The sequence below is a fragment of the Pseudomonas sp. S32 genome (assembly GCF_016648095.1).
GTDB lineage: Bacteria > Pseudomonadota > Gammaproteobacteria > Pseudomonadales > Pseudomonadaceae > Aquipseudomonas > Aquipseudomonas parafulva.
The window spans coordinates 1-25,234 of record NZ_JACVVF010000052.1 but is presented as its reverse complement, the minus strand read 5'-3'; the positions used below and the strand labels follow the sequence as shown (position 1 = coordinate 25,234).

Annotated in this window: 23 protein-coding genes and 2 pseudogenes; 15 read left to right on the top strand and 10 right to left on the bottom strand. The window is 60.3% G+C overall.

Going from position 1 to position 25,234, the window contains the following annotated elements; genetic code table 11:
- Positions 1–380: 380 nt before the first annotated feature.
- The 4 genes from IAE38_RS20635 to IAE38_RS20620 all read left to right on the top strand — a co-directional run bounded on the left by IAE38_RS20635 (position 381) and on the right by IAE38_RS20620 (position 4,920).
- Positions 381–1,322: a hydroxymethylglutaryl-CoA lyase gene (locus IAE38_RS20635; protein WP_328822902.1), complete on the top strand. Its 942-nt coding sequence runs from the start codon at positions 381–383 to the stop codon at positions 1,320–1,322.
- On the top strand, positions 1,319–2,521 hold the full coding sequence (locus IAE38_RS20630) for a CaiB/BaiF CoA transferase family protein (protein ID WP_201164961.1): 1,203 nt from the start codon (positions 1,319–1,321) through the stop codon (positions 2,519–2,521). The genes IAE38_RS20635 and IAE38_RS20630 overlap by 4 nt, the downstream gene beginning before the upstream one ends.
- Positions 2,522–2,700: 179 nt before the next feature.
- Positions 2,701–4,020: an MFS transporter gene (locus tag IAE38_RS20625; protein ID WP_236404246.1), complete on the top strand. Its 1,320-nt coding sequence runs from the start codon at positions 2,701–2,703 to the stop codon at positions 4,018–4,020.
- A gap of 129 nt (positions 4,021–4,149) precedes the next feature.
- A complete protein-coding gene (locus tag IAE38_RS20620) occupies positions 4,150–4,920 on the top strand; it encodes an IclR family transcriptional regulator (protein WP_201164960.1) in 771 nt (256 codons plus the stop codon).
- Between the two features lie 11 nt (positions 4,921–4,931).
- On the opposite strand, the gene IAE38_RS20615 is transcribed toward IAE38_RS20620, so the two are convergent.
- The gene (locus IAE38_RS20615; RefSeq protein ID WP_201164959.1) at positions 4,932–6,041 is read right to left on the bottom strand and encodes an AbrB family transcriptional regulator; all 1,110 of its coding nucleotides are present in this window, start codon (positions 6,039–6,041) and stop codon (positions 4,932–4,934) included.
- 89 nt (positions 6,042–6,130) lie between these two features.
- Between IAE38_RS20615 and IAE38_RS20610 the strand changes: the two genes are divergently transcribed.
- Positions 6,131–7,039: a LysR family transcriptional regulator gene (locus IAE38_RS20610; RefSeq protein ID WP_201164958.1), complete on the top strand. Its 909-nt coding sequence runs from the start codon at positions 6,131–6,133 to the stop codon at positions 7,037–7,039.
- 43 nt (positions 7,040–7,082) lie between these two features.
- Here the strand turns inward: IAE38_RS20610 and IAE38_RS20605 are convergent.
- From IAE38_RS20605 to IAE38_RS20600, 3 genes and pseudogenes are all read right to left on the bottom strand, one after another.
- Positions 7,083–7,871, bottom strand: a pseudogene (locus tag IAE38_RS20605) (IS3 family transposase); the annotation flags it as partial.
- A gap of 87 nt (positions 7,872–7,958) precedes the next feature.
- Positions 7,959–8,216 (bottom strand): transposase, encoded by a 258-nt coding sequence (locus IAE38_RS24425; RefSeq protein WP_442967395.1) that lies wholly within the window; start codon positions 8,214–8,216, stop codon positions 7,959–7,961.
- Positions 8,217–8,342: 126 nt separating this feature from the next.
- Entirely contained in the window at positions 8,343–9,650 is a 1,308-nt protein-coding gene (locus IAE38_RS20600; RefSeq protein WP_201219040.1) for a mechanosensitive ion channel family protein, read from the bottom strand.
- 103 nt (positions 9,651–9,753) lie between these two features.
- Between IAE38_RS20600 and IAE38_RS20595 the strand changes: the two genes are divergently transcribed.
- Positions 9,754–11,115, top strand: a complete 1,362-nt coding sequence (locus IAE38_RS20595) for a DEAD/DEAH box helicase (protein ID WP_201219038.1) — start codon at positions 9,754–9,756, stop codon at positions 11,113–11,115.
- A gap of 67 nt (positions 11,116–11,182) precedes the next feature.
- Here IAE38_RS20595 and IAE38_RS20590 read toward each other — a convergent pair whose 3' ends face one another.
- Positions 11,183–11,455, bottom strand: a complete 273-nt coding sequence (locus IAE38_RS20590; protein WP_060481374.1) for a hypothetical protein — start codon at positions 11,453–11,455, stop codon at positions 11,183–11,185.
- A gap of 218 nt (positions 11,456–11,673) precedes the next feature.
- Between IAE38_RS20590 and IAE38_RS20585 the strand changes: the two genes are divergently transcribed.
- The 3 genes from IAE38_RS20585 (at position 11,674) to IAE38_RS24110 (ending at position 13,447) form a co-directional block, all read left to right on the top strand.
- On the top strand, positions 11,674–12,081 hold the full coding sequence (locus tag IAE38_RS20585) for a transcriptional regulator (protein ID WP_201219037.1): 408 nt from the start codon (positions 11,674–11,676) through the stop codon (positions 12,079–12,081).
- A 97-nt stretch (positions 12,082–12,178) separates the two neighbouring features.
- Positions 12,179–13,105 carry a DMT family transporter gene (locus IAE38_RS20580; RefSeq protein WP_201219035.1) on the top strand — a complete coding sequence of 309 codons (927 nt, stop codon included), beginning with the start codon at positions 12,179–12,181 and terminating at the stop codon, positions 13,103–13,105.
- Between the two features lie 213 nt (positions 13,106–13,318).
- Entirely contained in the window at positions 13,319–13,447 is a 129-nt protein-coding gene (locus IAE38_RS24110; RefSeq protein ID WP_256217484.1) for a PA1414 family protein, read from the top strand.
- 63 nt (positions 13,448–13,510) lie between these two features.
- On the opposite strand, the gene IAE38_RS20575 is transcribed toward IAE38_RS24110, so the two are convergent.
- Both IAE38_RS20575 and speB read right to left on the bottom strand, forming a co-directional pair.
- A complete protein-coding gene (locus tag IAE38_RS20575; protein WP_201219033.1) occupies positions 13,511–14,890 on the bottom strand; it encodes a sodium:solute symporter in 1,380 nt (459 codons plus the stop codon).
- Positions 14,891–15,047: 157 nt separating this feature from the next.
- Positions 15,048–15,998, bottom strand: a complete 951-nt coding sequence (speB, locus tag IAE38_RS20570; protein WP_028635465.1) for an agmatinase — start codon at positions 15,996–15,998, stop codon at positions 15,048–15,050.
- A gap of 221 nt (positions 15,999–16,219) precedes the next feature.
- Between speB and IAE38_RS20565 the strand changes: the two genes are divergently transcribed.
- The 4 genes and pseudogenes from IAE38_RS20565 (at position 16,220) to IAE38_RS20555 (ending at position 19,466) form a co-directional block, all read left to right on the top strand.
- Positions 16,220–17,113, top strand: coding sequence for a LysR family transcriptional regulator (locus IAE38_RS20565; RefSeq protein WP_028635466.1), 894 nt, complete (start codon positions 16,220–16,222; stop codon positions 17,111–17,113).
- A gap of 63 nt (positions 17,114–17,176) precedes the next feature.
- Positions 17,177–17,527, top strand: a pseudogene (locus IAE38_RS24420) (PAS domain-containing protein); the annotation flags it as partial.
- 252 nt (positions 17,528–17,779) lie between these two features.
- The gene (locus IAE38_RS20560) at positions 17,780–18,814 is read left to right on the top strand and encodes a methyl-accepting chemotaxis protein (protein WP_442968315.1); all 1,035 of its coding nucleotides are present in this window, start codon (positions 17,780–17,782) and stop codon (positions 18,812–18,814) included.
- A gap of 52 nt (positions 18,815–18,866) precedes the next feature.
- Positions 18,867–19,466 (top strand): tRNA-uridine aminocarboxypropyltransferase, encoded by a 600-nt coding sequence (locus tag IAE38_RS20555; RefSeq protein ID WP_201219029.1) that lies wholly within the window; start codon positions 18,867–18,869, stop codon positions 19,464–19,466.
- A gap of 41 nt (positions 19,467–19,507) precedes the next feature.
- Here the strand turns inward: IAE38_RS20555 and IAE38_RS20550 are convergent, their stop codons facing one another.
- The 3 genes from IAE38_RS20550 to IAE38_RS20540 all read right to left on the bottom strand — a co-directional run bounded on the left by IAE38_RS20550 (position 19,508) and on the right by IAE38_RS20540 (position 22,137).
- A complete protein-coding gene (locus IAE38_RS20550; protein ID WP_028635469.1) occupies positions 19,508–20,866 on the bottom strand; it encodes a TolC family outer membrane protein in 1,359 nt (452 codons plus the stop codon).
- 310 nt (positions 20,867–21,176) lie between these two features.
- Positions 21,177–21,542, bottom strand: coding sequence for a YbaN family protein (locus IAE38_RS20545; protein ID WP_201219027.1), 366 nt, complete (start codon positions 21,540–21,542; stop codon positions 21,177–21,179).
- Between the two features lie 7 nt (positions 21,543–21,549).
- Positions 21,550–22,137, bottom strand: coding sequence for a YecA/YgfB family protein (locus tag IAE38_RS20540; RefSeq protein ID WP_201164949.1), 588 nt, complete (start codon positions 22,135–22,137; stop codon positions 21,550–21,552).
- A 243-nt stretch (positions 22,138–22,380) separates the two neighbouring features.
- Between IAE38_RS20540 and recQ the strand changes: the two genes are divergently transcribed.
- Both recQ and IAE38_RS20530 read left to right on the top strand, forming a co-directional pair.
- The gene (recQ, locus tag IAE38_RS20535; RefSeq protein ID WP_201219026.1) at positions 22,381–24,528 is read left to right on the top strand and encodes a DNA helicase RecQ; all 2,148 of its coding nucleotides are present in this window, start codon (positions 22,381–22,383) and stop codon (positions 24,526–24,528) included.
- 150 nt (positions 24,529–24,678) lie between these two features.
- Positions 24,679–25,116 (top strand): MarR family transcriptional regulator, encoded by a 438-nt coding sequence (locus tag IAE38_RS20530; protein ID WP_028635473.1) that lies wholly within the window; start codon positions 24,679–24,681, stop codon positions 25,114–25,116.
- Positions 25,117–25,234 lie beyond the last annotated feature (118 nt).

The following is a 25,234-nucleotide window of genomic DNA, read 5'->3' as shown; positions in this document are numbered from 1 at the left end:
TGTGAAAACAGGCATGCGACGCTGAGGCTCAAACGGCAGAGGTCTGTGCCAGCTGCATCAGTGTACGTTGCCTGGGATATCTTGTTGTTTCGAGCTTTTTGTTCTGCTAGATAGAACGTCATTGCTCTTGGTAGAACACTTTCCAAGCTATTTTCCGCTCTGTCAAGTCTCATCAGTCGCTAACTCCTTCACCGTACTCGTACCGCTCGGGAGCGTGATCCGTTCATCGACTGTGCCGTTGACAGGTATGAAATTGTGGGTAGATACTAAAACAGAACGTAATTCTGCCTGACAGAACAATCATAAAAAACAGCGCTTCACCCTGCAGCTGCAATGCATGAATGTTCGGGCAGGCTCTCCCCAGCAACAGGAGAACCTCCGTGAAAGAACCGACAGAAATCGACATCCTCGTCAGCGAGGTCGGGCCTAGGGATGGCTTGCAGAGCGTCAAGGCCACCATGCCCACTGAGCTGAAACTGGAGTGGATTTCGGCTCTGGCAAACGCTGGCTTGAAAGAAATCGAAGTAGGCTCGTTTGTATCCCCGAAGCTGCTTCCGCAGATGGCCGATACTGCACAAGTCGTTGCCCATGCCCTGACCCTGCCGAATCTTTTCGTCACTGCGCTAGTGCCGAACTTGAAGGGCGCGGAAGCAGCTTTCAACGCTGGCATCCATAAGATCACTCTGCCCATCTCCGTGAGCGAGCAGCACTCCATCTCGAACATCCGTAAGACACATGCTCAGGTCTTCGATGAAGTTCAAGCAGTCGTAGCTCTGCGCAATGAGCGATTCCCGCATGTGCAGATCGAGGCGGGCTTGTCGACGGCGTTCGGTTGCACGCTCCAAGGTGTCGTGACTGATGACGAAACAATTGCCATTGCCCTGAAAATGGCGGAGCTGGGGGTCGATGAGGTCGGTCTGTCCGACACCGTTGGTTACGCCAATCCAACCCAGGTACGTCGACTCTTCACTCGACTGTCCCAGGAACTCGGCGCTCTCGCTGGAAGTGCTCACTTCCATAACACCCGTGGCCAAGGCCTGGCCAACGTAGTCGCTGCGCTAGAAGCGGGTGTGAAGACGTTCGATGGTTCTCAAGGTGGTCTGGGCGGCTGCCCATACGCCCCAGGTGCATCGGGCAACATCGTTACAGAAGACCTGGTGTATCTCCTGGAGTCCATGGGGCTGAAGACCGGCGTCGACATTGATCGTTTGGTTGCCGCTCGTGAAGTGCTTCTCCGTGGGCTTCCTGGAGAGCCTGTATATGGCTTCATCCCTGATGCCGGCGTTGGTAAGAATTTCACCTATGCGAAGGAGGCCGTATGAGCCAGCACGAAGAAAAGTCTCTGCCACTGGCTGGTATCCGAGTCGTCGAGTTTGTCCATATGGTGATGGGCCCGACCTCTGGTCTTCTTCTCGCTGATCTTGGCGCTGAAGTCATCAAGGTGGAGCCGGTGCCAGAAGGGGATAACACTCGCCGACTGATGGGCTCCGGTGCTGGTTACTGGATGACCTACAACCGCAACAAAAAGAGCTTTGCGGTTGACATCAAATCCAAAGAGGGTATGGCGGCAGTGAAGAAGCTGCTCGCAACCGCAGATGTCGTCACCGAGAACTTCCGCCCAGGCGCGATGGAAAAGTTGGGCTTGGGCTATGACCAGGTGAAAGCCATTAAACCCGACATCATCTACAGCTCGATGAAGGGTTTCCTGCCAGGCCCCTATGAGAAGCGCACAGCGCTGGATGAGGTGGTGCAGATGATGACGGGGTTGGCCTACATGACGGGGCCTGTCGGACGTCCGCTGCGCGCTGGAGCTTCTGTCAACGACGTGATGGGTGGGATGTTCAGCACCGTATCTATTCTCGCTGCTCTGTTGCAACGCAAAGAGACTGGGCGGGGCCAATTTGTGCAGACCGGTCTCTTTGAGAACTCAGCCTTCTTGGTCGCTCAGCACATGATGCAAAAGGTCGTCACTGGCAAAGCGGCGGCGCCGATGCCTAGCCGAATTTCGGCGTGGGCCATCTACGACGTGTTCGAGACTGCTCAGGAAGGTGAGCAGGTCTTTATGGGAGTCGTCAGCGACTCACAGTGGGTATCGTTTTGCGAGGCATTTGACTTCCCCGAGCTTGGTGATGACGCCGAGTTGAGTCGGAACAATCAACGTGTTCAGGCTCGCGACCGAATCATCCCTATGGTGCGGGAGCGTTTGTCTGGGATGGATAAGCAGACTGTGATGGATCTCTGTGAGAAAGCCGGGCTGCCGTTCTCGCCTATCCAACGCCCTGAAGATATGTTTGAGGACGAGCACCTTAATAAGTCTGGTGGCATGGCCGAGTTGACGCTTCCTAGTGGTGAGCAGGTCAAGGTTCCGAAGCTGCCATTTGAAATGGATGGCCAGCGTTTCGGCACCCGGCTAAACGTCCCTGATCTTGGCAGTCACTCGAAAGAGCTCCTAGCTGAACTCGGGTATGGCAATGACGAGATTGCCCAGCTTGAGGCCAGTGGCACGGTCAGATCTGCCTGATTACAAGTGTGGCGAGTCTCTCTGAGAGGCTCGCTTTCGAAGATGTCCCTACATCCAGTTCGAAATGACTTTCGGGCGAAATCAGCAGCGCTACAGGTACGGGACGTACCGGAGGGCCTGCGCTCACCGATGGTCCATCCAGCCACGGTATTCATAACAACAAAACCGAGGATACAGTCATGGCTAATGTCACGACCCCGGATACCCACTTGTCTATGCCGCAACCTGATGCCACAACCCCACTGCAGCAGCGTGCGATGAAGAAAGCGGCCTGGCGGCTAATTCCGTTGCTTGCGCTGGCCTACTTCTTCAACTACTTGGATCGCACCAGTGTCGGTTACGCAGCCCTGCAGATGACTGATCAGTTGGGGCTTACTGCCGCTCAGTTTGGCCTGGGCGCGGGGATCATGTTCGTAGGCTACTGTCTTTGCGAAGTTCCGAGCAACTTGGCCATGTATCGCTACGGCGCTCGGCTCTGGATGGCCCGTATCATGATCACGTGGGGGCTAGCAGCAGCAGCCACAGCATTGGTAATCGGCCCCTATAGTTTCTATGTTGTTCGCTTCCTTCTGGGGGTTGCCGAGGCTGGCTTCTTCCCAGGCGTAATTTTCTTCCTCACGCTGTGGTTCCCTGTCCAATACCGTACTCGGGTGCTGGCTTGGTTCACGGTTGCAACGCCGATCTCATTCCTTGTTGGTGGCCCGCTTTCTATCTACCTGTTGCAAATGCATGGTGCTTGGGGGCTCGCAGGTTGGCAGTGGATGTTCATCATTGAAGGCTTGCCAGCTTGCGTCCTGGGACTCATTACCCTGAAGGTGCTTGCCAATCGTCCTAGCGAGGCCAAGTGGCTCACCCAAGAAGAGAAAGACGCTCTTACCGGCATGTTGGACAAGGAAAAGTCGAGCACCCAAAAAAGCCACGGCTTCGCTGCAGCGCTCAAAGATCCACGAGTCTGGATTCTCAGCTCCATCACCTTCAGCTTCACTATTGGCACTTACGGTATCGGTATCTGGCTGCCTCAGATGCTGAAAGCGCAGGGCGTTGAAATCAGCCTAATTGGATGGGTCGCTGCAGTACCTTATTTCTTCTCCACCATTGGTCTGCTGTTCTGGGCCAAATATGTAGACCGTACTGGACGAGGCATACTTAACCTGATCGTTGCGCTTGTCTTGGCCGGTTTGGCATTGATTTTCGCAGTGAACATGAACGCCCTGATTCCGGCGCTGGCAGGCATTACCCTGGCCCTGGTAGGTACGATCTCGGCGAAAACGATCTTCTACACGTTGCCGGCGAAGTTCCTGAGTGGCCAAGCTGCTGCTGGCGGTATTGCTCTCATCAACTCCATTGGTGCATTCGGCGGGTTTGTAGGGCCTTATCTGATGGGCTTCCTGAAGGACTACACCCAGTCCTTCACGGCGGGCCTGATGGTTATGGGTTGCATCCTGTTCTTTGCCGCTGTGATGGCATTGTCCCTGCGACTGTTCATGCGTGATGCTTGACGCTGGTCAAGTAGAACGGCGTTCTGGACAATGGACTAGCTGCTCACCGTACTCACAGGTAAGGTATCAGCCATCTGAACGGCCCCTTTCAGGGGCCGCTTTTTCACGATTGTGCCGAGAAGAAGTCTGATGTCGCAAAAAAATGAACCTGTGGTAGCCGAGGCTTCCAAGAACAATGCTGACGGGGGGGTGGCGGCAGTTGATCGAGCCTTTGCTATTCTCGGAGCTTTCGAACCTGATCGAAGCACCCTGCCATTGGCTGAAATCGCTCGTCGCACGGGGTTGTACAAAAGCACGATCCTTCGGCTGATGAGTTCTCTTGAGAGGGCTGGATTTATCAGGCGCCTGGCAGATGGGCAGTATGCTGTGGGCCATGAGCCATTGCGGTTAGCCCAGATTTACCAATCCTCTTTCCGGCTGCGAGACACGATCTACCCGGTGCTTGAGGCTCTCACTGAGGAGAGCGGAGAGACCTCTTCCTTCTACGTGATCGAGAACGATATCCGGGTAGTGCTGTTCCGTGTTGAACCCAAACGTGCAGTGCGCTTCAGCATTCATGAGGGTGATCGATTTCCTTTGCATGCCGGGGCTTCGGGGAAGATCCTCAGGGCTTTTGGCCCGCCAGCAGATCGTGCTCTAGCTGATGTTCGAGAGCAGTTTTGGGCGACATCGTTCGGTGAGCGCGACCCGGATACTTCGTCAATCTCGGCTCCTGTATTTGGTGTGGGAAACGAATTCAAAGGCGCTCTGACGCTGTCTGGCCCATCGGAGCGATTCAACAAAGATCAGCTCCAATCGGCTCGATTGCTACTGCTTAAACGTGCAGCCCAAGCGACCAGTTTGCTTGGGGGCAGTAATCGAGAGTTGCTCGTGGCACTGGAGCTAAACGAGAGCAAATGAGTTGGGTAGGGTCAGTTCTGCGTCAGGCGGATTATCTGCCTGGCGAAGAAAGCCCCGGTCAGAATCACACCGAATAGCCGAAGCGTCTGCATCGCTAACACCATACCTACATCGGCATGTGTCTCCACCGCGATAATGGCCATGGCATCCAGCCCTCCTGGGCTGGTCGCCAAGTACATGGAAAGAAAGTCGGTGCCTGTCGCGTAGGCTAAAAGCCAGGCGCAGCACGCGCAGAGCATGATCAGTATCACTGCGCCCAGAATCATCGCTGGCAAGTGTTTGAAGACGTATCGTACCGTCACGCGGTCGAACCGCAGCCCGATATAGCAGCCAATGGCGCCGTAGGCGATTGCAAGCAGCCAGGCCGGCATCGTGATATCTAGCACTCCCGTCAGTTGCAAGGCGCCTCCGATCAGGAGCGGCATCAACAGGGCTCCAGCAGGCATCTTCGTACCTGCTGAAACTCCGAACAGAATTACTGCCAGGCTTAGGAAGACGTTGAAGAAATCAGTGCCATGAACCGGGCCATTTGATGGTGCTATTTCCACAGAAATACCTGCTGCCCCGAGTAAATGACTCACCAGCGAGCCAATCATTACGACACAGACGACCCTGACGTACTGCATGGTCGCCACGACTCGTGAATCGGCACCGTATTCTTCGGCCATGGAAACCATTGCAGAAGCTGCGCCAGGAGCTGTTCCCCATGCCGCAGTGCTGCCAGGAATGCCACCGTACCGAACGGTTCCGAGCCCAACCACTGCGCTTAAGACTACTGTGATCAATGTAGCGAGAAGCATGATGTGCCATGAGTGAGCCAACGAGATCAGAACTGACCAGGTCACGGAATGAGCTACCAATAGACCAACGCAGCCTTGGCCGAAGCGGAAAATGTGCCGATGCAAGCGCATCTGAGCCCCGCACACTCCGAACGTGATGGCGACGAGCATCGGCCCTAAAAACAATCCGGCTGGCACTGCTAACGCGTGAAGACCCTGCCCCACCGCTCCGGCGATGCCTGCTAGTGCGATCCACTTGAGGGTAAGGGAGCGCAGGGCTTTGGCGGATTTTGAGGATTGCAACGAGCTGTATCTCCAGGCAGTAGCTCCACGTAGGGACATTCCGCAGGTGGCAGCAAAAATTATCGACGCCTGAACTGATCAAGTCTATTTTCTACTTTCGATAAACCTATAACTGAAATTCATGAATCATGGACTTTCGTGACCTGGCGTATTTCGAAACCATCGCCGAAACGGGGCATCTTGGACGAGCTGCTGAGAAGCTCAACCGATCACAGCCGGCGTTGAGTAAAAGCATTCAACGCTTGGAGGAGTCTCTCGGTGCCCGGCTTTTTCAGCGAGACGGCAGAAGGATCAAGCTGACCGATGTAGGTGAGCTATTGCTTGCCAGGGGCAAGCAGCTGCGAATCAACATTGCGGAAACCGAACGAGAAGTCCGGGATTATGCCAATGGCCTGGTAGGCAACATCCGACTGGGATGTGCGGCGAGCATGGCCGAGTATTTGCTGCCACAGTTGGCGGAAGAGCTGTTAAATAGGGCTCCGAAGCTGACCCTCAAGCTATCCATTGGCCAGGATGATGTCTTGAGGGAGTCCCTCAGGGCTGGACGTCTGGATGCAATCATCTGCCCCCTTGTCACTAACGATCCGGAACTCAAGATCTACCCAGTGCTCCAGGATGAAGCGGTGGTCGTCGCCAGCGCTGACCATCCAATTTTCTCGACGCCGTTTGATCAGCAGGAGCTGTGTCGTCATCAGTGGGTGCTGCCGGGGCCAACCGTTACGGCTAGGCGCTGGATAGACAACGCCTTCATATCACGGCAGCTTCCACCGCCAAGTGTTCAAATCGAAACCAATTCAATTTCACTTTTGCCCCGCTTGATTGCTCGTACCCAACTCCTGAGTTTTCTTGCTCGTGAGACTCTTGAGTTTGGCCAAGGAATGTCTCGACTCAGGGAGGTTCCACTGATCGAAACAACCATGAAGCGGACTGTTGCGGTGTCTGTGAGAGCGGAAGGCTATCTGCCTTCTGCTGCTGCCGCATTGGTTGAGCTTCTGCGAGAAAAAGGTGGCTTATTCATGCAGGGGGGAGGTGATTGAGAAATTGCACACACTCAAGACGATGAGAGTCTGTATGTAGTGGTCAACAATTCCCGGACACAGAATTGAGTTTTTCTTTCGCAACCGCCGGCGGTACGAAGCCGTTGTGCTGATGCGGCCTTATCCAGTTGTACCGCTGCATGAGATAGCGGCCGATGTCCTGCTCGGCCAACGCTGTCGTCATGTAACCCACTGTCGGCACCCACTCCGTTTTCAGGCTACGAAACAGCCGCTCCATGGGCGAGTTGTCGTAACAGTTTTCCCTTCGGCTCATGCTCTGAATCATCCGATATCGCCAGAGCCGCTGGCGGAAACCACGGCTGCCATATTGGCTGCCTTGGTCGCTGTGAAACAGCACGCCTTGTGGTCTGCCACGCATCTCGCAAGCCCTGTCGAGCGCTTTGACGACCAGTTGCGCATCAGGCTTGGTGGAGATCGCCCAACCCACCACTCTGCGGCTGTACAAGTCCAAGACCACAGCCAGATAGCTCCAGCGACCCTCTGCCCAGATATACGTGATGTCGCCACACCAGACCTTGTTTGGCGCAGCCACGGTGAACTTGCGATCAAGCACATTGGGAATGTCGGGGCGCTCGACCGTGGCCTTCTTGTACGCATGGGAACCGGGCTGTTTGCTGATCAGTCCTTGTTCCTTCATCAATCTTCTCACTCTGAAACGCCCGACGTTAACGCCTTCATCCCGTAGCATGGCAACCAGACTGCGACTGCCCGCTGAGCCACGACTTTGGTTGAACAGCTCCTTGACACGACTGCGTAGGTTCACTCGGCGGACATCGATATGACGCCGCCGGGCCAAGTGGGCGTAATAACAAGACCGGGGTAGTGCTTTGCCAACTACCGAATCGACTTCAACGTCTGCGCCCGTGTTCCTCGGCCATCAAGAGCGCAGTGGCCTCCTTTAATATTTTCTTCTCAAGCTCCAGCCGGTTGATACGGGCCTGAAGCTCCTGAATGGTCTGCTGCTCCAGCGTGAGCGCCTTGGTAGTGGGCGTAACGCCCCGCGCTCCAGCTGCAACTGGGTAACCCAGCGGCGCAATAAGCTCTCACCTACATCGAGAGATCTGGCGGCCTCGGGACAACTGTAGCCTTGGTCAAGCACCAGGCTGGCAGCCTCACGCTTGAAAGTCGGGGTGAAGGTACGTCGTTGTCTGCTCATCGAACACCTATGTATGGCGAGCATTCTCGCCTAAAAAGGTGTCCGGGGTTAGTAGACCACTACATGCCCAGGCCTGGCTGGAATTAGCTGCAAGCCTGTTTTTAGTGAAGAAGCCAGACCAGCGCGTCACGCTTCAGTCATCTGCTCCAGCCTGCGCGGCGCATGTTCCGGAGCCTGCACTGCCCGCCCAGCCAGCCCCACGCGCATGTCATTGCCACTCGGCTGCTGATACAGGCTCAACCCAAACTCCGGCAGCACGGCCAGCAAGTAGTCGAAAATATCCCCCTGAATGCGCTCGTACTCGGCCCACACCGTGGTGGTGGTGAAGCAGTAGATTTCCAGCGGTACACCTTCGGCGGTGGTCTGCATCTGGCGCACCATGCAGGTCATGTTCGGGTGCACGTTGGGGTGGTTGCGCAGGTAGGCCAGGGCGAAGGCGCGGAAGGTGCCGATGTTGGTCAGCTTGCGGCGGTTGGCGGCAAGCTCGGCCACTTCGCCCAGTGCTGCGTTCCAGGTTTGCAGCTCTTCACGCTTGCCGGTGAGGTACTCGCCCAGCAATTGCACCTGGCCCAGGCGCTGTTCTTCTTCAGGGGTGAGGAAGCGTACGCCGGCAGCGTCGATGAACAGGCTGCGTTTGATGCGTCGGCCGCCGGACTGCTGCATGCCGCGGTAGTTGCGGAACGACTCGCTCATCAGCCGCCAGGTGGGGATGGAGACGATGGTCTTGTCGAAGTTCTGCACTTTCACCGTGTGCAAGGTGATGTCCACCACGTCACCGTCCGCACCGACTTGCGGCATCTCGATCCAGTCACCCACATGCAACATGTCGTTGCTGGTCAACTGCACACTGGCAACGAACGACAGCAGGGTGTCCTTGTACACCAACAGCAGCACCGCAGACATCGCGCCCAGGCCGGACAGCAGCAACAGCGGCGAGCGGTCGATCAGGGTGGCGACGATGACGATGGCGGCGAAGATCCACAGCATCATCTTGGCCAACTGCACGTAGCCCTTGATGGAGCGGGTACGGGCGTGTTCGGTGCGGGCATAGATGTCGAGCAGGGCATCCAGCAGGCACGACAGGGCCATGGTCATGAACAGCAGGGTGAAGGCCAGGGCGAAGTTGCCGAGGAAGTGCTGCGCGGTGTCAGACAGCTCGGGGACCAGTTTCAGGCCGAACTGAATCACCAGCGAGGGCGTGGTCTGCGCCAGGCGGTGGAACACTTTGTTGTGGCGCAGGTCATCCAGCCACTTCAGGGCCGGCTGGCGGGCCAGCAGGCGCGCGCCGTGCAGTACCAGAAACCGCGCCAGGCGCCCGACAATCAGTGAAATCGCCAGCAGCACCGCCAGGCCGATGGCCGCGTGCAGCATGGGGTGTTGGTCGAGGGTGCCCCACAGGTCGAGGGAGTCACGCCAGAATCGTTGGATATCCATGGGCTTGCTTGCAGTCTTGTTGCCAAACGAAGCCCCATTAGAGCGCGGAAGCTGGCGAAGTTGCCAAAAGAAATTCGGCTAAAGCGGCAGAAAACGGTACCCTATGCAGCTGAATTTCCCGCATTTGCCTGAGGTTACCTCCGTGTTCTCCCAATTCGCCCTGCACGAACGCCTGCTTAAAGCCGTGGCCGAGCTTAAATTCGTCGAGCCAACCCCGGTGCAGGCTGCGGCCATCCCCCTGGCGTTGCAAGGGCGTGACCTGCGCGTCACGGCGCAGACCGGCAGCGGCAAGACGGCGGCATTCGTGCTGCCGCTGCTCAACCGCCTGGTCGACCTGCGTGAGCGCCGGGTGGAGATCCGGGCACTGATCCTGCTGCCTACCCGCGAACTGGCCCAGCAAACCCTCAAGCAGGTGCAGCTGTTCTCCCAGTTCACCTACATCAAGTCGGGCCTGGTGACCGGTGGTGAGGACTTCAAGGAACAGGCCGCGATGCTGCGCAAGGTGCCGGACGTGCTGATCGGCACCCCGGGTCGCCTGCTGGAGCAGCTCAATGCGGGCAACCTCGACCTGTCCCATGTGCAAGTGCTGATTCTCGACGAAGCCGACCGCATGCTGGACATGGGCTTTGCCGAGGACATGGAGCGCCTGTGCAAGGAATGCGAAAACCGTGAGCAAACCCTGCTGTTCTCCGCCACCACCGGCGGTGCGGCGCTGCGCGACATCATCGGCAAGGTGTTGAAAAACCCGGAACACCTGATGCTGAACAGCGTTTCGCAACTGGCCGAAGGCACGCGCCAGCAGGTCATTACCGCCGATCACGATCAGCATAAAGAGCAGATCGCGCAGTGGCTGCTGGCCAACGAAACGTTCGACAAGGCAATCATCTTCACCAACACCCGTGCCATGGCTGATCGCATCTACGGTCACCTGGTGGCCAAGGACGTGAAGGCATTCGTGCTGCACGGCGAAAAAGACCAGAAAGACCGCAAGCTGGCCATCCAGCGTTTCAAGGAAGGCAGCTCCAAGGTACTGGTCGCCACTGACGTGGCCGCCCGCGGCCTGGACATCGATGGCCTGGACCTGGTCATCAACTTCGACATGCCCCGCAGCGGTGACGAGTACGTGCACCGCGTGGGCCGCACCGGCCGGGCCGGTGGCGAAGGGCTGGCCATTTCGTTGATTACCCACAACGACTGGAACCTGATGTCCAGCATCGAACGCTACCTCAAGCAGCAGTTCGAACGCCGGGTGATCAAGGAAGTGAAGGGCACTTACAGCGGCCCGAAAAAGGTCAAGGCATCGGGCAAGGCGGTCGGCAGCAAGAAGAAAAAGACCGAGAAAAAGACCGGTGACAAAAAGGCTGCTGCCAAGCGCAAGCCTACGGCCAAGCCCAAGGCCAATGCACCTTTGAGCAGTTCGGACGGCCTGGCACCGCTGAAAAAGCGCAAGCCCGCCGCCGAGTAATCACGCCTAGGGTTTCACGGGTGACCCGGCCACGTCACCCGTGCCCGGGCGCGATGCGCCACCTGTATTAGCCCGCTTTCTTCTCGGCCGCTTTCAATTCCATTATTCGCTTGTCGATCAGTTGGCACTTGTCGGGCAGGTCCTTGCTCGCCGTGCCCAATTCCATCCCTTGCAACTCTTCGTTGATCTCCTTGGCCTTTTGCGGGTTCTGCTCAGTCAGCTGAGTGACCAGCCCGGCCAGTTCTTCGCGTTTCTGTGTGGCCTCGTCCGGCGTGCAGGCCCAAGCGGGCAGGGCGCAGCACAGCGTAGCGGCACAGGCGATGTTCAGCAGCGGTTTCATCCTTTCTACCTCCGGTGATGGTGTTGAGGGGTGGAGAGGCGGCGGGCTGCAATGGTTCACTGGAATAGACAAGTGTAACGGGCTAAAAAACCATCACCCTAATCCTACTCCCGTTTATGTAGGCCTAACCGCCCCCCACTGTGACATTCCGCTGAACCCACCCGGCGCCTGGCGAGTCCCACCCTGTGTACCTCACGTCCACAGCAGGAGGCTTCACCATGAGCAATACCTACGACTGGGACCTGATCGAGCGGCTGTTGCACGAAGTGCAGAACGGCGACGGTCAGAGCTTCACCCCACGCCCCTATGCCGAGCAACATGCTGCAGCACTGGCCGCCAAGGGCGAACCGGTGGGTGATCTGGACCACCTCAAAACCCGTGCCTGCGAATACGAAAAGCTGCTGCTGCAGCGTGGTTTCATCGAAACCCGCCCCGAGGAAGAAGGCGGCAATGGCGAGAACTTCGTGCTGACCGAGCGTGGCTCGCGGCTGATGAGCCTGATCGACAGCAGCATCCCCGGCTTCGAGCACCCTCGGCAGGTGCTGGATGATCAGGCGGATGCGCTGGACGAAACCACGTTCGAACAGGTGTCATCGAAGGCGCAGATCGCTGGGGGTGCCATTTAAAAGGCTGGTCATGCGGGCGTGGGTGATTCGATAATCGTCGGCCCTTTTGCTCTGGTGAGTTGACACCCATGCCTACATCCTCAGCCGGGGCCCGCACATGAGCGCGGTCCGCAAGAACCCCGATGCATTCGCCTTTCAGGTGATGCTGTTGCTGTGCCTGATCTGGGGTTGCCAGCAGGTACTGATCAAGACGGCTGCCGTGGACATTGCCCCGGTGATGCAAGCGGCGCTGCGCAACGGCATAGCCGCCGTACTGGTAGGCCTTATGGTGTGCTGGCGAGGCGGCTGGGGGCAGGTGGGCAGTACCTGGCGCGCTGGCCTGTTGGCCGGTGGGCTGTTCGGGCTGGAGTTTCTGTTCATTGCCGATGGGCTGAAACTGACATCGGCGGCGCATATGTCGGTGTTTCTCTATACGGCGCCTGTGTTTACGGCCCTGGGGCTGCATTTCATGCTGCCCAGCGAGCGCCTGAGGTTACTGCAGTGGCTGGGCATTCTGCTGGCCTTCGGCGGTATCGCCCTGGCCTTTGCCGGTGGCCTGTCGTTCGCTGAAATGGATGGGCGCATGCTGCTGGGCGATGCGTTCGGCGTGTTGGCAGGGCTTGCCTGGGGCGCGACGACCGTGGTGGTGCGGGGCTCCAGGCTATCTGAGGCGCCGGCCACGCTGACGCTGTTCTATCAGCTGGGCGTGGGCTTTGCCGGTTTGCTGCTGATCGCGCTGTTCAGTGGTCAGATCGGTGATGTTGTGCTGACGCCGTTGGCCGTTGGCAGCGTGCTGTTCCAGGGCATTGTGGTGTCGTTCATCAGTTACCTGACCTGGTTCTGGCTGCTGCGCAAATACCTGGCGTCGAACCTGGCGGTGTTTTCTTTCATCACGCCGCTGTTCGGGGTCACCTTCGGGGTGGTGTTGCTGGGTGAGCCGCTGAGTGTGAATTTTGTGGCGGGCGCCTTGCTGGTGCTGTTGGGCGTAGTGCTGGTCAGCGCTGAACCCTGGGTAAAGCAGCAACTGCGCCGGTGGGTGGGGTGAAGCCTGGCAGGTTGTTAACGCACGCTTCGGTGCTGCAGCAACAAAGCGAAACGATTAACCAACCGTCGGAATCCCCAGCAAGCGCTTGATTAGGGGCACAATCACCCTTATCTGTAAGTACATGAGCATGCGCACTGTAGTTCATAGGGCTATGATCTGTATGACGCATCGCAGGACTGATTCGCCGTGAGGCTGACCCGTCAAGGGGGCATTATGAATAAAGCACTGTACAACTGGCTCCACGACCTGGCCGTTGCCTTGGGCCTGATCCCTCCACCGTTGCAGCCGGTGCCCATCCCGACTGATGAAGAACAGCGCAAGCGCCAGCCACGGCGCCGCTGAAAACGCCAAAGGCCGTTGCACCGGGGTGGGTGCAGCGGCCTTTTTGTTTGCACCGCCAGCGGGTCAGGCCAGCTTCACCGCTGCCACCGGGCGGCGCGACACCAGGCTGACTACCACAAAGCTCACCAGGCCAATGGCCAGGCTGTAGTAGATCGGCGTGTTCGCCTCAAGGCCATCCTTGAACATGAACAGCAGCGCGGTCGCGAAGCCCAGCGTCATGCTGGCGATGGCCCCCGCGGTGCTGGCGCGTTTCCAGAAAATGGCCCCGATCAATGGCACCAGCATACCGCCCACCAGCAGGTTGTAGGCCAGGGTGAGTGCGCTGATCACATCGTTGACCACCAGTGCGATGCCCAGCACCACCAGCCCGGTGATCAGCGTGAACAGGCGGCTGATGCCCAGGCTGGATTGCTTGCCACCCCGCAGCCGCGGCAGCAGGTCTTCGGTCAGGGTCGTGGATGCTGCCAACAGGCCCGCGCTGGCCGTGGACATCATCGCCGCCAGGGCCGCCGCCATCAGCAAGCCACGAATGCCGTCGGGCAGGGTGGTCTTGATCATCTCGGCAAAGGCGTTGTTCGGGTTGGCCAGGTCGGGCATCAGCACATGGGCCGCCATGCCGATCACCGCGCAGGCCAGTCCATACAGCACGCAGTACACCCCGGCGGTGGTGCCGGCACGCTGGCAAACCTTCTCGTCACGGGCAGTGAACACCCGCTGCCAGATATCCTGGCCGATCAGGATGCCGAAGAAGTAGATGAGGAAGTAGGTGATGATGGTGTCCCAGCCGATGGTGGTCAGCTGGAAGCTGGCCGCCGGCAGCTTGGCCATCAACGTGTCCCAGCCGCCTGCCTTGTACAGGCACACCGGCAGCAGGATGAACATCAGCCCCACGGTCTTGATCACGAACTGCACGATGTCGGTGAGGGTCAGCGACCACATGCCGCCAATGGTCGAGTACAGCACCACCACACCGCCCCCCAGTAGCAGCGAGGCCCAGAACGGCAGGTCGAGCAGTACCTGTAGCACAGTGGCCATGGCCAGCGTGGAGGTCACGGCGATCATCAGCGCGTAGGCCAGCATGATCACGGCACTGGCCTGGCGGGCGGTGGGGTTGTAACGGCGCTCCAGCACCTGGGTCACGGTGAAGATGCGCAGGCGCAGCAGCGGCTTGGCCAGGAACAGGTTGATGGCGATGATGCCCAGGCCCAGCGCTGCGCACAGCCAGAAGCCCGAAATGCCGTGTACGTAACCCAGGCGCACGGTGCCGACCGTGGATGCGCCACCCAGCACGGTGGTGGCCATGGTGCCCATATACAACACCGGCCCCAGGTTGCGCCCGGCCACCAGGTAGTCTTCATGGGTTTTTGCGCGGCGCATGCCGTACCAGCCAAGCCCTAGCATGGCGGCGGTATAGATCATTACAACAATGATGTCCAAGGCCATTGGGGGTCTCCCGATTATCTTTATTATGGCGAGATCGGCGGCTCGGGCGGTGTTCGCCCGGCAGCCTTTGTAGGTGTTGGCGGGCCTCTATGGCCCTCCCTCATGGCTCCTGCCGGGGGTACCTCTGTACAGCAACCACGAACGTTGGGTCAGTTGCCTAGCGGCGCACTACGCCGGGCAACACGCACAGCATCTCGAACAGCAGATTGGCGCCCAGCAGCGAGGTATTGCCGGAGGTGTCGTAGGGCGGTGAGACCTCGACCAGGTCGCAGCCGATCAGGTCGAGGCCGTGGCAGCCGCGAATGATCTCCATCGCCTGAATGGTGGTCAAACCGCCAATTTCCGGTGTGCCGGTGCCAGGCGCCCAGGCCGGGTCGATGCCATCGATGTCGAACGACAGGTATACCGGCCCGCCCCCGACTTTCTCCCGCACCTCGGCCATCAGCGGCGCCAGCGACTTGTGCCAGCACTCCTCGGCCTGCACCACGCGAAAGCCCTGGCGACGGCTCCAGTTGAAGTCATCGGCGGTGTAGCCCTGGGCACGCAAGCCAATCTGCACCACACGGTCGCAATCGAGCAGGCCCTCTTCCACGGCGCGGCGGAAGGTGGTGCCATGGGCGATTTTCTCACCGAACATATGGTCGTTGACGTCGGCATGGGCGTCGATGTGCACCAGGCCGATCTTGCCATGCTTCTTGTGCAGGGCACGCAGGATAGGCAGGGTGATGGTGTGGTCGCCGCCCAGGGTGAGGGGGATGATGTTGTGTTCCAGCACCTCGTCGTACGCTTCTTCGATGATGCGCACGGCGTCCAGCAGGTTGAAGGTGTTGATGGCCACGTCGCCGATATCAGCCACCGACAGTGAATCGAACGGGGCGGCGCCGGTGGCCATGTTGTAGGGGCGGATCATCACCGATTCAGCGCGGATCTGCCGTGGCCCAAAGCGCGTGCCGGAGCGCAGCGAGGTGCCGATATCCAGCGGCACGCCAATGAACGCAGCATCCAGGCCTTCAGCGGTTTGCAGGTGGGGCAGGCGCAGCATGGTGGCGATGCCGCCGAAACGCGGCATTTCGTTGCCGCCCAGTGGTTGGTGGAGGATCTTGTCCACGGTGGGCCTCATCAGTCGGTCGATTGTTGTGTTTGTTCGAACCTGTGCCGCGTGGTCTTGCCGGTGTGCAGCGGGCGGCGGCCAGGGACATTTCGGCCAAGTCTGCGCAACGGGGGGCAGTGGAAGAATCGCTACCGGCAAAAACTTAGTTCAGGAATTTCTAAACTAAAGGCCGCCTAGCGGTTAGACTTCGCGCCAACCCTGTGCGGAATCGTTTATCCATGGCCTCGACACTGCCCGACCTGAAACTGCTGCGCATCTTCGTCAGCGTGGTGCGCCACCAGGGCTTCGCCAACGCACAGCGCGAACTGAACCTGTCCACCTCCGCCATCAGCACCTACATGAGCCAGCTGGAAGGCGCCCTCGGGCTGGTGCTGTGCCACCGTGGCCGCGGCGGCTTCAGCCTGACCAGCAAGGGGGAGCTGTTCCACCAGGAAACCTTGCGCTTGCTGGCTGAGCTGGACGGCTTCGAGCAATACGCGGCAGCGCTCAAAGGCGAACTGCGCGGCACCCTCAACCTTGGCGTGATCGACTCCACGGTCGGCGACCGCGCCTTGCCCCTTGCCGAAGCCATCGGCGCCTACAGCCAGGAACACCCGGCCGTGCACCTGCACCTGTCTGTGTCCAGCCCTTACGAGTTGCAGTTGGGCGTGCAGGACAACCGCCTGGACTTGGCCATCGGGGCGTTTTCTTCGCGCATGAGCGGGCTGGTGTACCAGCCGTTGTACCGAGAGCAGCACTGGCTGTACTGCAGTAGCCGCCACCCGTTGTACGCCGAACGGCGCATCCCCGAACAAGTGGTGACCCAGCAGCGCATGGTAGGGCGTGGCTACTGGAGCCAGGCCGAGCTGGCGCGACATGGGTTCAAGCACAGCGCCGCCACGGTGGAGAGCATGGAGGCGCAACTGATCCTGATTCTGTCGGGTGCCTATATCGGCTACCTGCCCGAGCACTATGCCCAGGCCTGGGCAGACAAGGGCGACCTGCGGGTGCTCTCGCCGTCCACCTTCGGCTACCAGGCGCCGTTCTCCATGATCACTCGCCGTGGGCGCAGCCGCGAGCCGCTGATTCAAACCTTCCGCGATCTGCTGAAAAGCCAACTGAACGTGGGCTGATACACATCGCGTTCATGCACTTCGTCGGGCGGCCGATATTTCCTACAGCTACCGCCTCCCACTATGAAAGCGCTCTGCTACACATCAAGGTGCGCTGATGATTTCCTCTTATTCATCCTGCAAGGATCGCCGAAGATGCGCATGAATTTGCCCATTACCGAGCACGAAAGAACTTTCTCCAGCGATCAACGCCTGATCTCCACCACCGACCTGAACAGCCGCATCACCTATTGCAACGATGCCTTCGTGGCCATCAGCGGTTTTACCTACGATGAACTGGTCGGCCAACCCCATAACCTTGTGCGCCACCCCGATATGCCGCCTGCGGTGTTCGGCCATATGTGGGACACCATCAAGCAGGGCAAACCCTGGATGGGCGTGGTGAAAAACCGCGCCAAGAATGGCGATTACTATTGGGTGAGCGCCTACGTGACGCCCGTGTACGAGCACGGTCACATCAGCGGCTATGAGTCCGTACGCTCGGTACCCACTCGCGAGCAGATTCACCGCGCAGAACAGCTGTACGCGCGCCTGCGTGCCGGCCGTGCCCCTGTGCCGTTGGCGGCCAGCATCGCCCACGGTCTGCTCCAGGGCCTGCCGTTGATCGGTGCCGGGTTGGCTTCGGGGCTGGGTTACCTGTGGCTACCGCCTCAGGCTGCACTCGGGGTGCTGGGCGCCAGCCTGGTGATGGCGTGGTGCCTGGTGCAGCGCCAGCAGCGGCAGGCGATTCGCCGCACGCTGGCTGAACACCCCAAGGCGTTCACCAGCCCGCTGGTGGCGCTGACCTACAGCAGTAACCCCGGCCTGCATGGCCAGCTGGACCTGGCCATTCTCAGCGAAGAGGCTCGCCTGCAAACCGCCCTGACCCGGCTGGAGGATGCCGGTGTAGGCGTCAAGGCCCGTGCGGCACAGTCGTCGGCGCTGTCCGATGACCAGGCGCGCATGCTGGAACGCCAGCGCAGCGAAACCGACCAGTCCGCCACGGCCATCGCCGAGATGGCCGCGACCATCCAAGAGGTCACACACAACGTGCAAAGCACTGCACATGCGGCAGGTGATGCCGACCAGCTGGCGCAGCAGGGTAGCGCGCTGGCCCTTAAAAGCCTGCAGGCCATGGGCAGCATGCGCGATGCGGTCAACGACATCGGCCAGGCGGTCAACGCCCTGGCCGAGCAGACCCAGTCAATTGGCAGTGTGGTGGACGTGATTACCGCGATCGCCGACCAGACCAACCTGTTGGCACTCAATGCGGCCATCGAGGCCGCCCGTGCCGGTGAGCAGGGCCGCGGCTTCGCCGTGGTGGCCGATGAGGTGCGTTCGCTGGCCCAGCGCACTCGTACCTCGACCGAGGAAATTCACCAGATCATCGATTCGTTGCGCGCAGGTACTGAACGGGCCGTGAACTCAGCCAGCCGGGGTGAGCAGATTTCGCGGGACAGTGTGCACAGTGTCGAAGCCGTGCAGGCTGCGCTCAGCGGCATCGCCCAGGCCGTCAGCCGCATCACGGGCATGAGCCAGCAGATGGCCACGGCGTCGGAGCAGCAGAGCCACGTTGCCGAGGACATCAACCAGCAGATCACCCGCATCGCCCAGCTCAGTGATCAAAGCGCCGGCCAGGCCCGGCAGGGCGCGCAGATCAGCCAGGACCTGGAGCGCATGGCCGATTACCTGCACAGCCTGGCCGAGCGCTTCAACCGCTGATCGCGCCCGCGGCGTAGGTTCTGTGGCACACTGCGCCGCCCAGGAGAGCCCCATGCCCAGACCCCGTTGCGAGCGGTGCCAGCGCCCCAGCGAGCACTGCCTCTGCCCGTTGATTCCCACATTGGGCAGCCGCACCCGTGTGCTGCTGTTGCAGCACACCAGCGAAGCCTCCCATGCCTTGAACACCGCACGGCTTGTGGCGCTCGGCTTGCAGAATGCCCAGATGCTGGTTGGCGAGGTGTTCGAAGACTTGGGCACACTATTGGCTGCCCCCGGCTATCGGCCGGTGTTGCTGTTTCCGGGGGATGATGCTCAGCCGCTCACGGCGGGCGGCCAACAGGACGACAGGCCGTTACTGTTGGTGGTGCCGGACGGTACCTGGCGCAAGGCCCGCAAGTTGCTGTACCTCAACCCTTTGCTGGCGGCGCTGCCGAAGGTAACCCTGAAGGCGGGTGGGGTATCCCGCTACAGGCTGCGCAAGGCACCCAAGGAAGGCGCCTTGTCCACCCTCGAAGCGGTGGTGCGGGCATTGAATGAGCTCGAATGCCCCAACAGCTTCGACGGGTTGCTGGCACCCTTCGACGCGTTGATAGACGGGCAGATCAAGGCGATGGGTGACGCCACTTACCAGCGCAACCACGGCGCCGGTTGAACGCATGGCGCCCCCACCGGGCGCCATGCTGCGGGCTGCGGTCAGCGCATGTCTGGCAGGCGGGCGTCGGTGCGCACTTCGGTAGTGGCGTAGGCTTCTGGCGGCAGCGAGATGCGCTGCTTGCTGAGCAACTCGCCCATGGTCGCCAGCACGCGGTACCGCGAGTATTCCTCGGTGTAGCGCACCTCGGTGTAGCGGCGGTCAGCGTTGTACAGTTCGTTCTCACTGTCCAGCACGTCCAGCAGGGTACGCTGGCCCAGGCCGAACTGGTCCTGGTACGCGGCACGCACACGCTTGGTGGTGTCGGCGTATTCACGTGCGGTTGGCAGCTGCTTGCTGGCGTTGGTCATGGCGTTCCAGGCCAGGCTCAGGTTCTCGGTCAACTCGCGCAGGGCATTGTTGCGAATGTCCAGGGCCTGGTTGATCTTGTGCGAGTCGGAGCGCAGGCGTGCGCTGTCGCTGCCGCCGCGGAACAGGTTGTAGTTCATTTCAACGCCGGCTTGCCAGTCGTTGTTGCTGTGGCCTTTTTCGCCGCCAGTGTTGTTGTTGGCACCGGTTGCCAGAATGGCGTCGAAGCGCGGGTAGAAGGTCGACTTGCCGACTTCGTACTGCTTCTCGGCAGCGTTCACGTCAGCCTGGGCCGACTTGATGTACGGGTTGTTCTGGCGCATGCCTTCGCGGGCTTCTTCCAGGTTGGCCGGCATCTGCACATTGATCGACTGCGGGTCTTCCAACTCGTCCGGCACCCGGCCTACCACACTGAAGAAGTTGGCTTCGGCATCGGCCAAGTCGACTTCGGCGGTGTCCAGGTTGTTCTCGGCCAGTGCACGACGGGCGCGGGACTGGTCAAGGTCAGCTGTGCTGCCTACGCCGCGCTCGTTGCGCAGGCCGATCTGGTCGTTGACCCGCAAGTGGGCTTGCAGGTTGTTCTTGGCCAGGGTTACCAGTTCGCGGCGCTTGAGCACTTCCAGGTAGACCTCGATGGCACGCAGGGCAACGTCCTGGGCCACGGCCTGGGTGTAATAGGCGCGCGAAGTGGAGACTGCTTCGGTGCGGCCTACCTCGTTGGAAGTGTTGAACCCGTCGAAGATCATCTGCCGCAGGCGCAGCTCGGACTGCGTGTAGTTCAGGGTTTCCTTGTTATGCCTGCCCTGGGCGCGGGTGTTGGCATTATCGGAACGCTGGCGGCCATAGCCGGCAACCAGGTCTACGGACGGGTAGTAGCCACCGCGGGCAAACTTCACGTCTTCGTCTGCAGACAGCTTGCTGTTGCGGTTGGAGCTGACCTGGGGATGGTAGTCCACGGCGCTCTGTACAGCTTCGGTGATCGACATCGCCTGTACGTTGGCACTTACCAGAGCCAACAGTAATGCACTGGTGATGGGGTTCAAAACGCGCATGGGTACCTCTCCCTGATCCTGGGTTGATCCTGCTTTTCGCCAAAAAAATGACTATATCGTGATGTCGTATAGTGTTGCAGGTTTTTAATCCCACAGCTAAGTACATTCAGCGCGATATATAAGAAGATTTATTCATATCAAACTGCCATATGCGACCTATTTTGTCTAACGACAATGCAATTTATTGACCGGATTGTCCCCGGTTTCCCGTTCAGGTCCTTGTGAAATAAGGGTTGCGGGCGGTTCCAGAACGAAAGCCGCTAAGAGGACGCGGAACTAGGCGATATTGATATTTGGCGACAGAATATTGTCACGCCCTGGGTGGCAACGTCTTCTGTTTGAGGATGTAAAGGCTCACAAACAGGGCGCTGGCAAGCATGAAGGCACGCGCCCACGGTAGGGGCACCAGGTAGCAGGAGAGACCGATACTGGCCCACATCAAGGCGATGGCGTACACCTTGGCCTTCAGCGGGATACCTTCACCACTCAAGTAGCCGTGAATCCATGGCCCCAGTTTGGGGTGATGCACCAGCCAGTGGTGAAAGCGGGGGGAGCTGCGGGCGAAGCACGCAGCGGCAAGCAGCAGAAAGGGCGTGGTAGGCAGCACCGGTAGAAAGATGCCCACCACGCCCAGCGCTACGCTGAGCCAGCCGATGGCCAGCAGCAGGTAGCGCACAGAGGGCTCAGTGGTGACGTGGCTTGAGCAGGGCAGGCTTTTCTTCCGGGGCGTGCAGCAGCAGGAACAGCGCCGTCAGGGCTTCCGGGATCTGCACGATCATGTCGTCCTGCAGGCTGGCATTGGCGGCGATGTCGGCGAACTCCGGTTGCTCATCGAACAGGCCCGAACCGACCATGATCGGCAGCAGCATTTCGCTCACTTCCTCTTCGGCGTTCTCGAACCACGCTTCCTCGCGCAGGAACACGCCTTCCATGAAGCCGATGCACCAGCCGCGCAGGTCGGAATCGTCTGGCTCGTCGGTGAGGTCGAGGTCGCAGGGCAGCTCGAACTCATCGTCGCTGGCCAGCTGGCGGGCGATATGGGCCTTGAGCGCCACCAGCGTGGCTTCGATCTCGGTGCGCTGGGCGTCGCTGGCGTAGTGGGGTTCCTCGGCGAACAGGGCGTCGATCCACTCACGCTCAGGCACGTCTTCGGCATTGATCGACAAGGCGGTCAGGTAGCCGTGGGCGGCGACATAGTCCAACGCTTCCTCGTGCAGCTCGTCGGCGTCGAGGAAGGCTTGCAGGCGGGTCAGTTGCTCGGCGAAGGACATTACAGGGCTACCTTGGGAATAAACGATACCGAATTCTAGCACCTTGCGGCGGTGGCGGGGCAAAGGAACGTCCATCGCGGCGGTGCCTGTGCGGGGTGGTGCTGCGGTATACTTGTCGGTTTCCAATCCAGGGGCGGGCTTTGGCGTACCTCTGGAAAAAACCGCTTACGCATTCGGCGTGTGCGGAGCGGGTTTTTCGTCCAGCCTGTGTCCAGGATGGTACGGCGTTTTGTGGAGTTGCACATGCTCGAACAGGCTCAGCGCGTTCTCAAGGATATCTTCGGCTACGACAGTTTCCGGGGGCGCCAGGCAGCGATCATCGAATGCGTGGCCAATGGTGGCGATGCCCTGGTACTGATGCCCACCGGCGGCGGCAAATCGTTGTGCTTCCAGGTGCCGGGGTTGTTGCGCCCGGGGCTTACGGTGGTGGTTTCGCCACTGATCGCGTTGATGGACGACCAGGTGGCCACGCTGGATGAACTGGGGGTGGCGGCTGCGGCGCTCAACTCCACGCTCAGCGCCGAGCAGCAGCGTGACCTGGCTGGCCGCTTGCGCCGTGGCGAGGTGAAAATGCTCTACCTGGCGCCAGAGCGCCTGGTGCAGCCGCGCATGCTCGACTTCCTGCGTGAGCTGGATATTTCCCTGTTCGCCATCGACGAGGCCCACTGCGTATCCCAATGGGGGCATGACTTCCGCCCGGAGTATCTGCAACTCGGCCAGTTGGCCGAACTGTTCCCCCATGTACCGCGCATCGCGTTGACGGCAACCGCCGACATGCGCACCCGCGAGGAAATCGTTCAGCGCCTTCACCTGCAGGGCGCCGAACGTTTTCTGTCGAGTTTCGACCGGCCCAACATCTTCTACCGCATCGTGCCCAAGGAGGCACCGCGCAAGCAGCTCATGGCATTTCTGGGCGAGCGCCGCGGCAACGCCGGCATTGTCTATTGCCTGTCGCGCAAGAAGGTCGATGAAACCGCCGCATTCCTGTGTGACCAAGGCTTCCCTGCGCTGCCCTACCACGCAGGCCTGGCCGCCGAGACCCGCTCGGCCAACCAGCACCGCTTTCTCAACGAGGAAGGGCTGATCATGGTGGCGACTATTGCCTTCGGCATGGGCATCGACAAGCCCAACGTGCGCTTCGTCGCGCACCTCGACCTGCCCAAGTCGATGGAGGCGTACTACCAGGAAACCGGCCGCGCCGGGCGTGACGGCCTGCCGTCAGATGCCTGGATGGCTTACGGCCTGCAAGACATGGTCATGCTCAAGCAGATGCTGCAGAACTCCGAGGGCGACGAGCGTCACAAGCGCATCGAGCAGCACAAGCTCGACGCCATGCTGGCCCTGTGCGAAGAAACCCGCTGCCGGCGCCAGACCCTGCTTGCCTACTTCGACGAAACCCTCGAGCAACCCTGCGGGCACTGTGACAACTGCGTAGACAACGTGCAAACCTGGGACGCCACCGAGCCGGCGCGCCAGGCGCTGTCGGCGGTGTTCCGAACCGGCCAGCGCTACGGCGTTGGGCATCTGGTCGATGTACTGCTCGGCAAGGACACCGAAAAAGTGCGCAACTTCGGGCACGAGAAACTCTCGGTGTTCGGGGTGGGCAAGGCGCTGCCGGAGGCCGAGTGGCGGTCACTGTTCCGCCAGCTGGTGGCGCGGGGGCTGGTGGACATCGACCTTGAAGGCTACGGCGGCCTGCGGCTTTCGGACAGCTGCCGGCCGTTGCTGCGCGGCGAGGTCACCTTGCACCTGCGGCGCGACCTCAAGCCGCAAACCGTTGCCCGCACCGCGTCCTCGGGTGGCGGCAGCCCGGCCAGCCAACTGGTGCGTGCCGAAGAGCGCGAACTGTGGGAAGCACTGCGCACCCTGCGGCGTAAGCTGGCAGAAGAACACCGCGTGCCGCCCTACGTTATCTTCCCCGATTCCACCCTGCTGGAAATGCTGCGCAGCCAGCCTGCCACCCTCAGCGACATGGCCCAGGTCAGCGGTGTGGGCGCGCGCAAGCTGGAACGTTACGGGCAGGCCTTCCTCGAGGTGCTCAATGGCAATGGCGGCACTGACGAGGCGCCGAAGGTGGTACTGGACCTGCGCCATGAGCTGGTCAGCCTGGCCCGCGCTGGCATGACCCCGGCCCAGATCGCCGGCCAGCTGAGCTGCAGCGAGAAGAACGTCTACAGCCTGCTGGCCGAGGCACTGGGGCGTCAGGAGCTGAACCTTGAGCAGGCACTGGACCTGCCTGAAGACCTGCTGGCCGAAATTCAGGATGCCTTCCTGGACGGCGAAGGCGAGCTGCCCCCGGTTTCGGCCATTGCGCCTCTGTTTGGCCCGCGAGTACCGGAGGGCGTGCTGCACTGCGTGCGTGCAGCATTGGCGGCGGAGTTCGAGTTGTGATTGCCGGTAACGGCATTGGCACTTGGCCCGTCCGCTGACCCGTGTCATGTGTTCGCACGATTGCCGGGCATTCGTCCCGCCCATCGGCTTGCCTCCCCGGGCGCATCATGGTTAGCTGCCTAATAATTAGATCTTTTCAACGAGTTGCTTATGCCCCTGACTGATAACCAACACCGCTTCGGCATGCAGCTGGCCCAGATGTCCCGAGGTTGGCGCGCTGAGCTCGATCGCCGCCTGGCGGGGCTCAACCTGTCCCAGGCCCGCTGGTTGGTGCTGCTGCACCTGGCCCGCTTTGCCGAGGCCCCCACCCAGCGTGAGCTGGCCCAGAGCGTGGGTGTGGAAGGCCCTACACTGGCGCGGCTGCTGGACAGCCTCGAAGGGCAGGGGTTGGTGCGTCGGCAGGCGGTGATGGAGGACCGGCGGGCGAAGAAGATTCAGCTGTGCCCGCCCGCCAGGCCGCTGATCGAGCAGATCGAAACCATTGCCAACCAACTGCGGGTGGAGTTGTTCAGTGGCGTCGATGAGGCTGACCTTGAGGTGTGCATGCGCGTGCACGCGAAGATCCTGGGGAACCTCGAGAAGCCCTGATCGGCTTGGGGTATCGCACTGCATAGAGCCCCTGTGGAAGCAACTGTCTTCCACGAGATCTCAACGTTGGCGCAATCACTGTGGGAGCGGGTTTACCCGCGAACACCGGCGAAGCCGG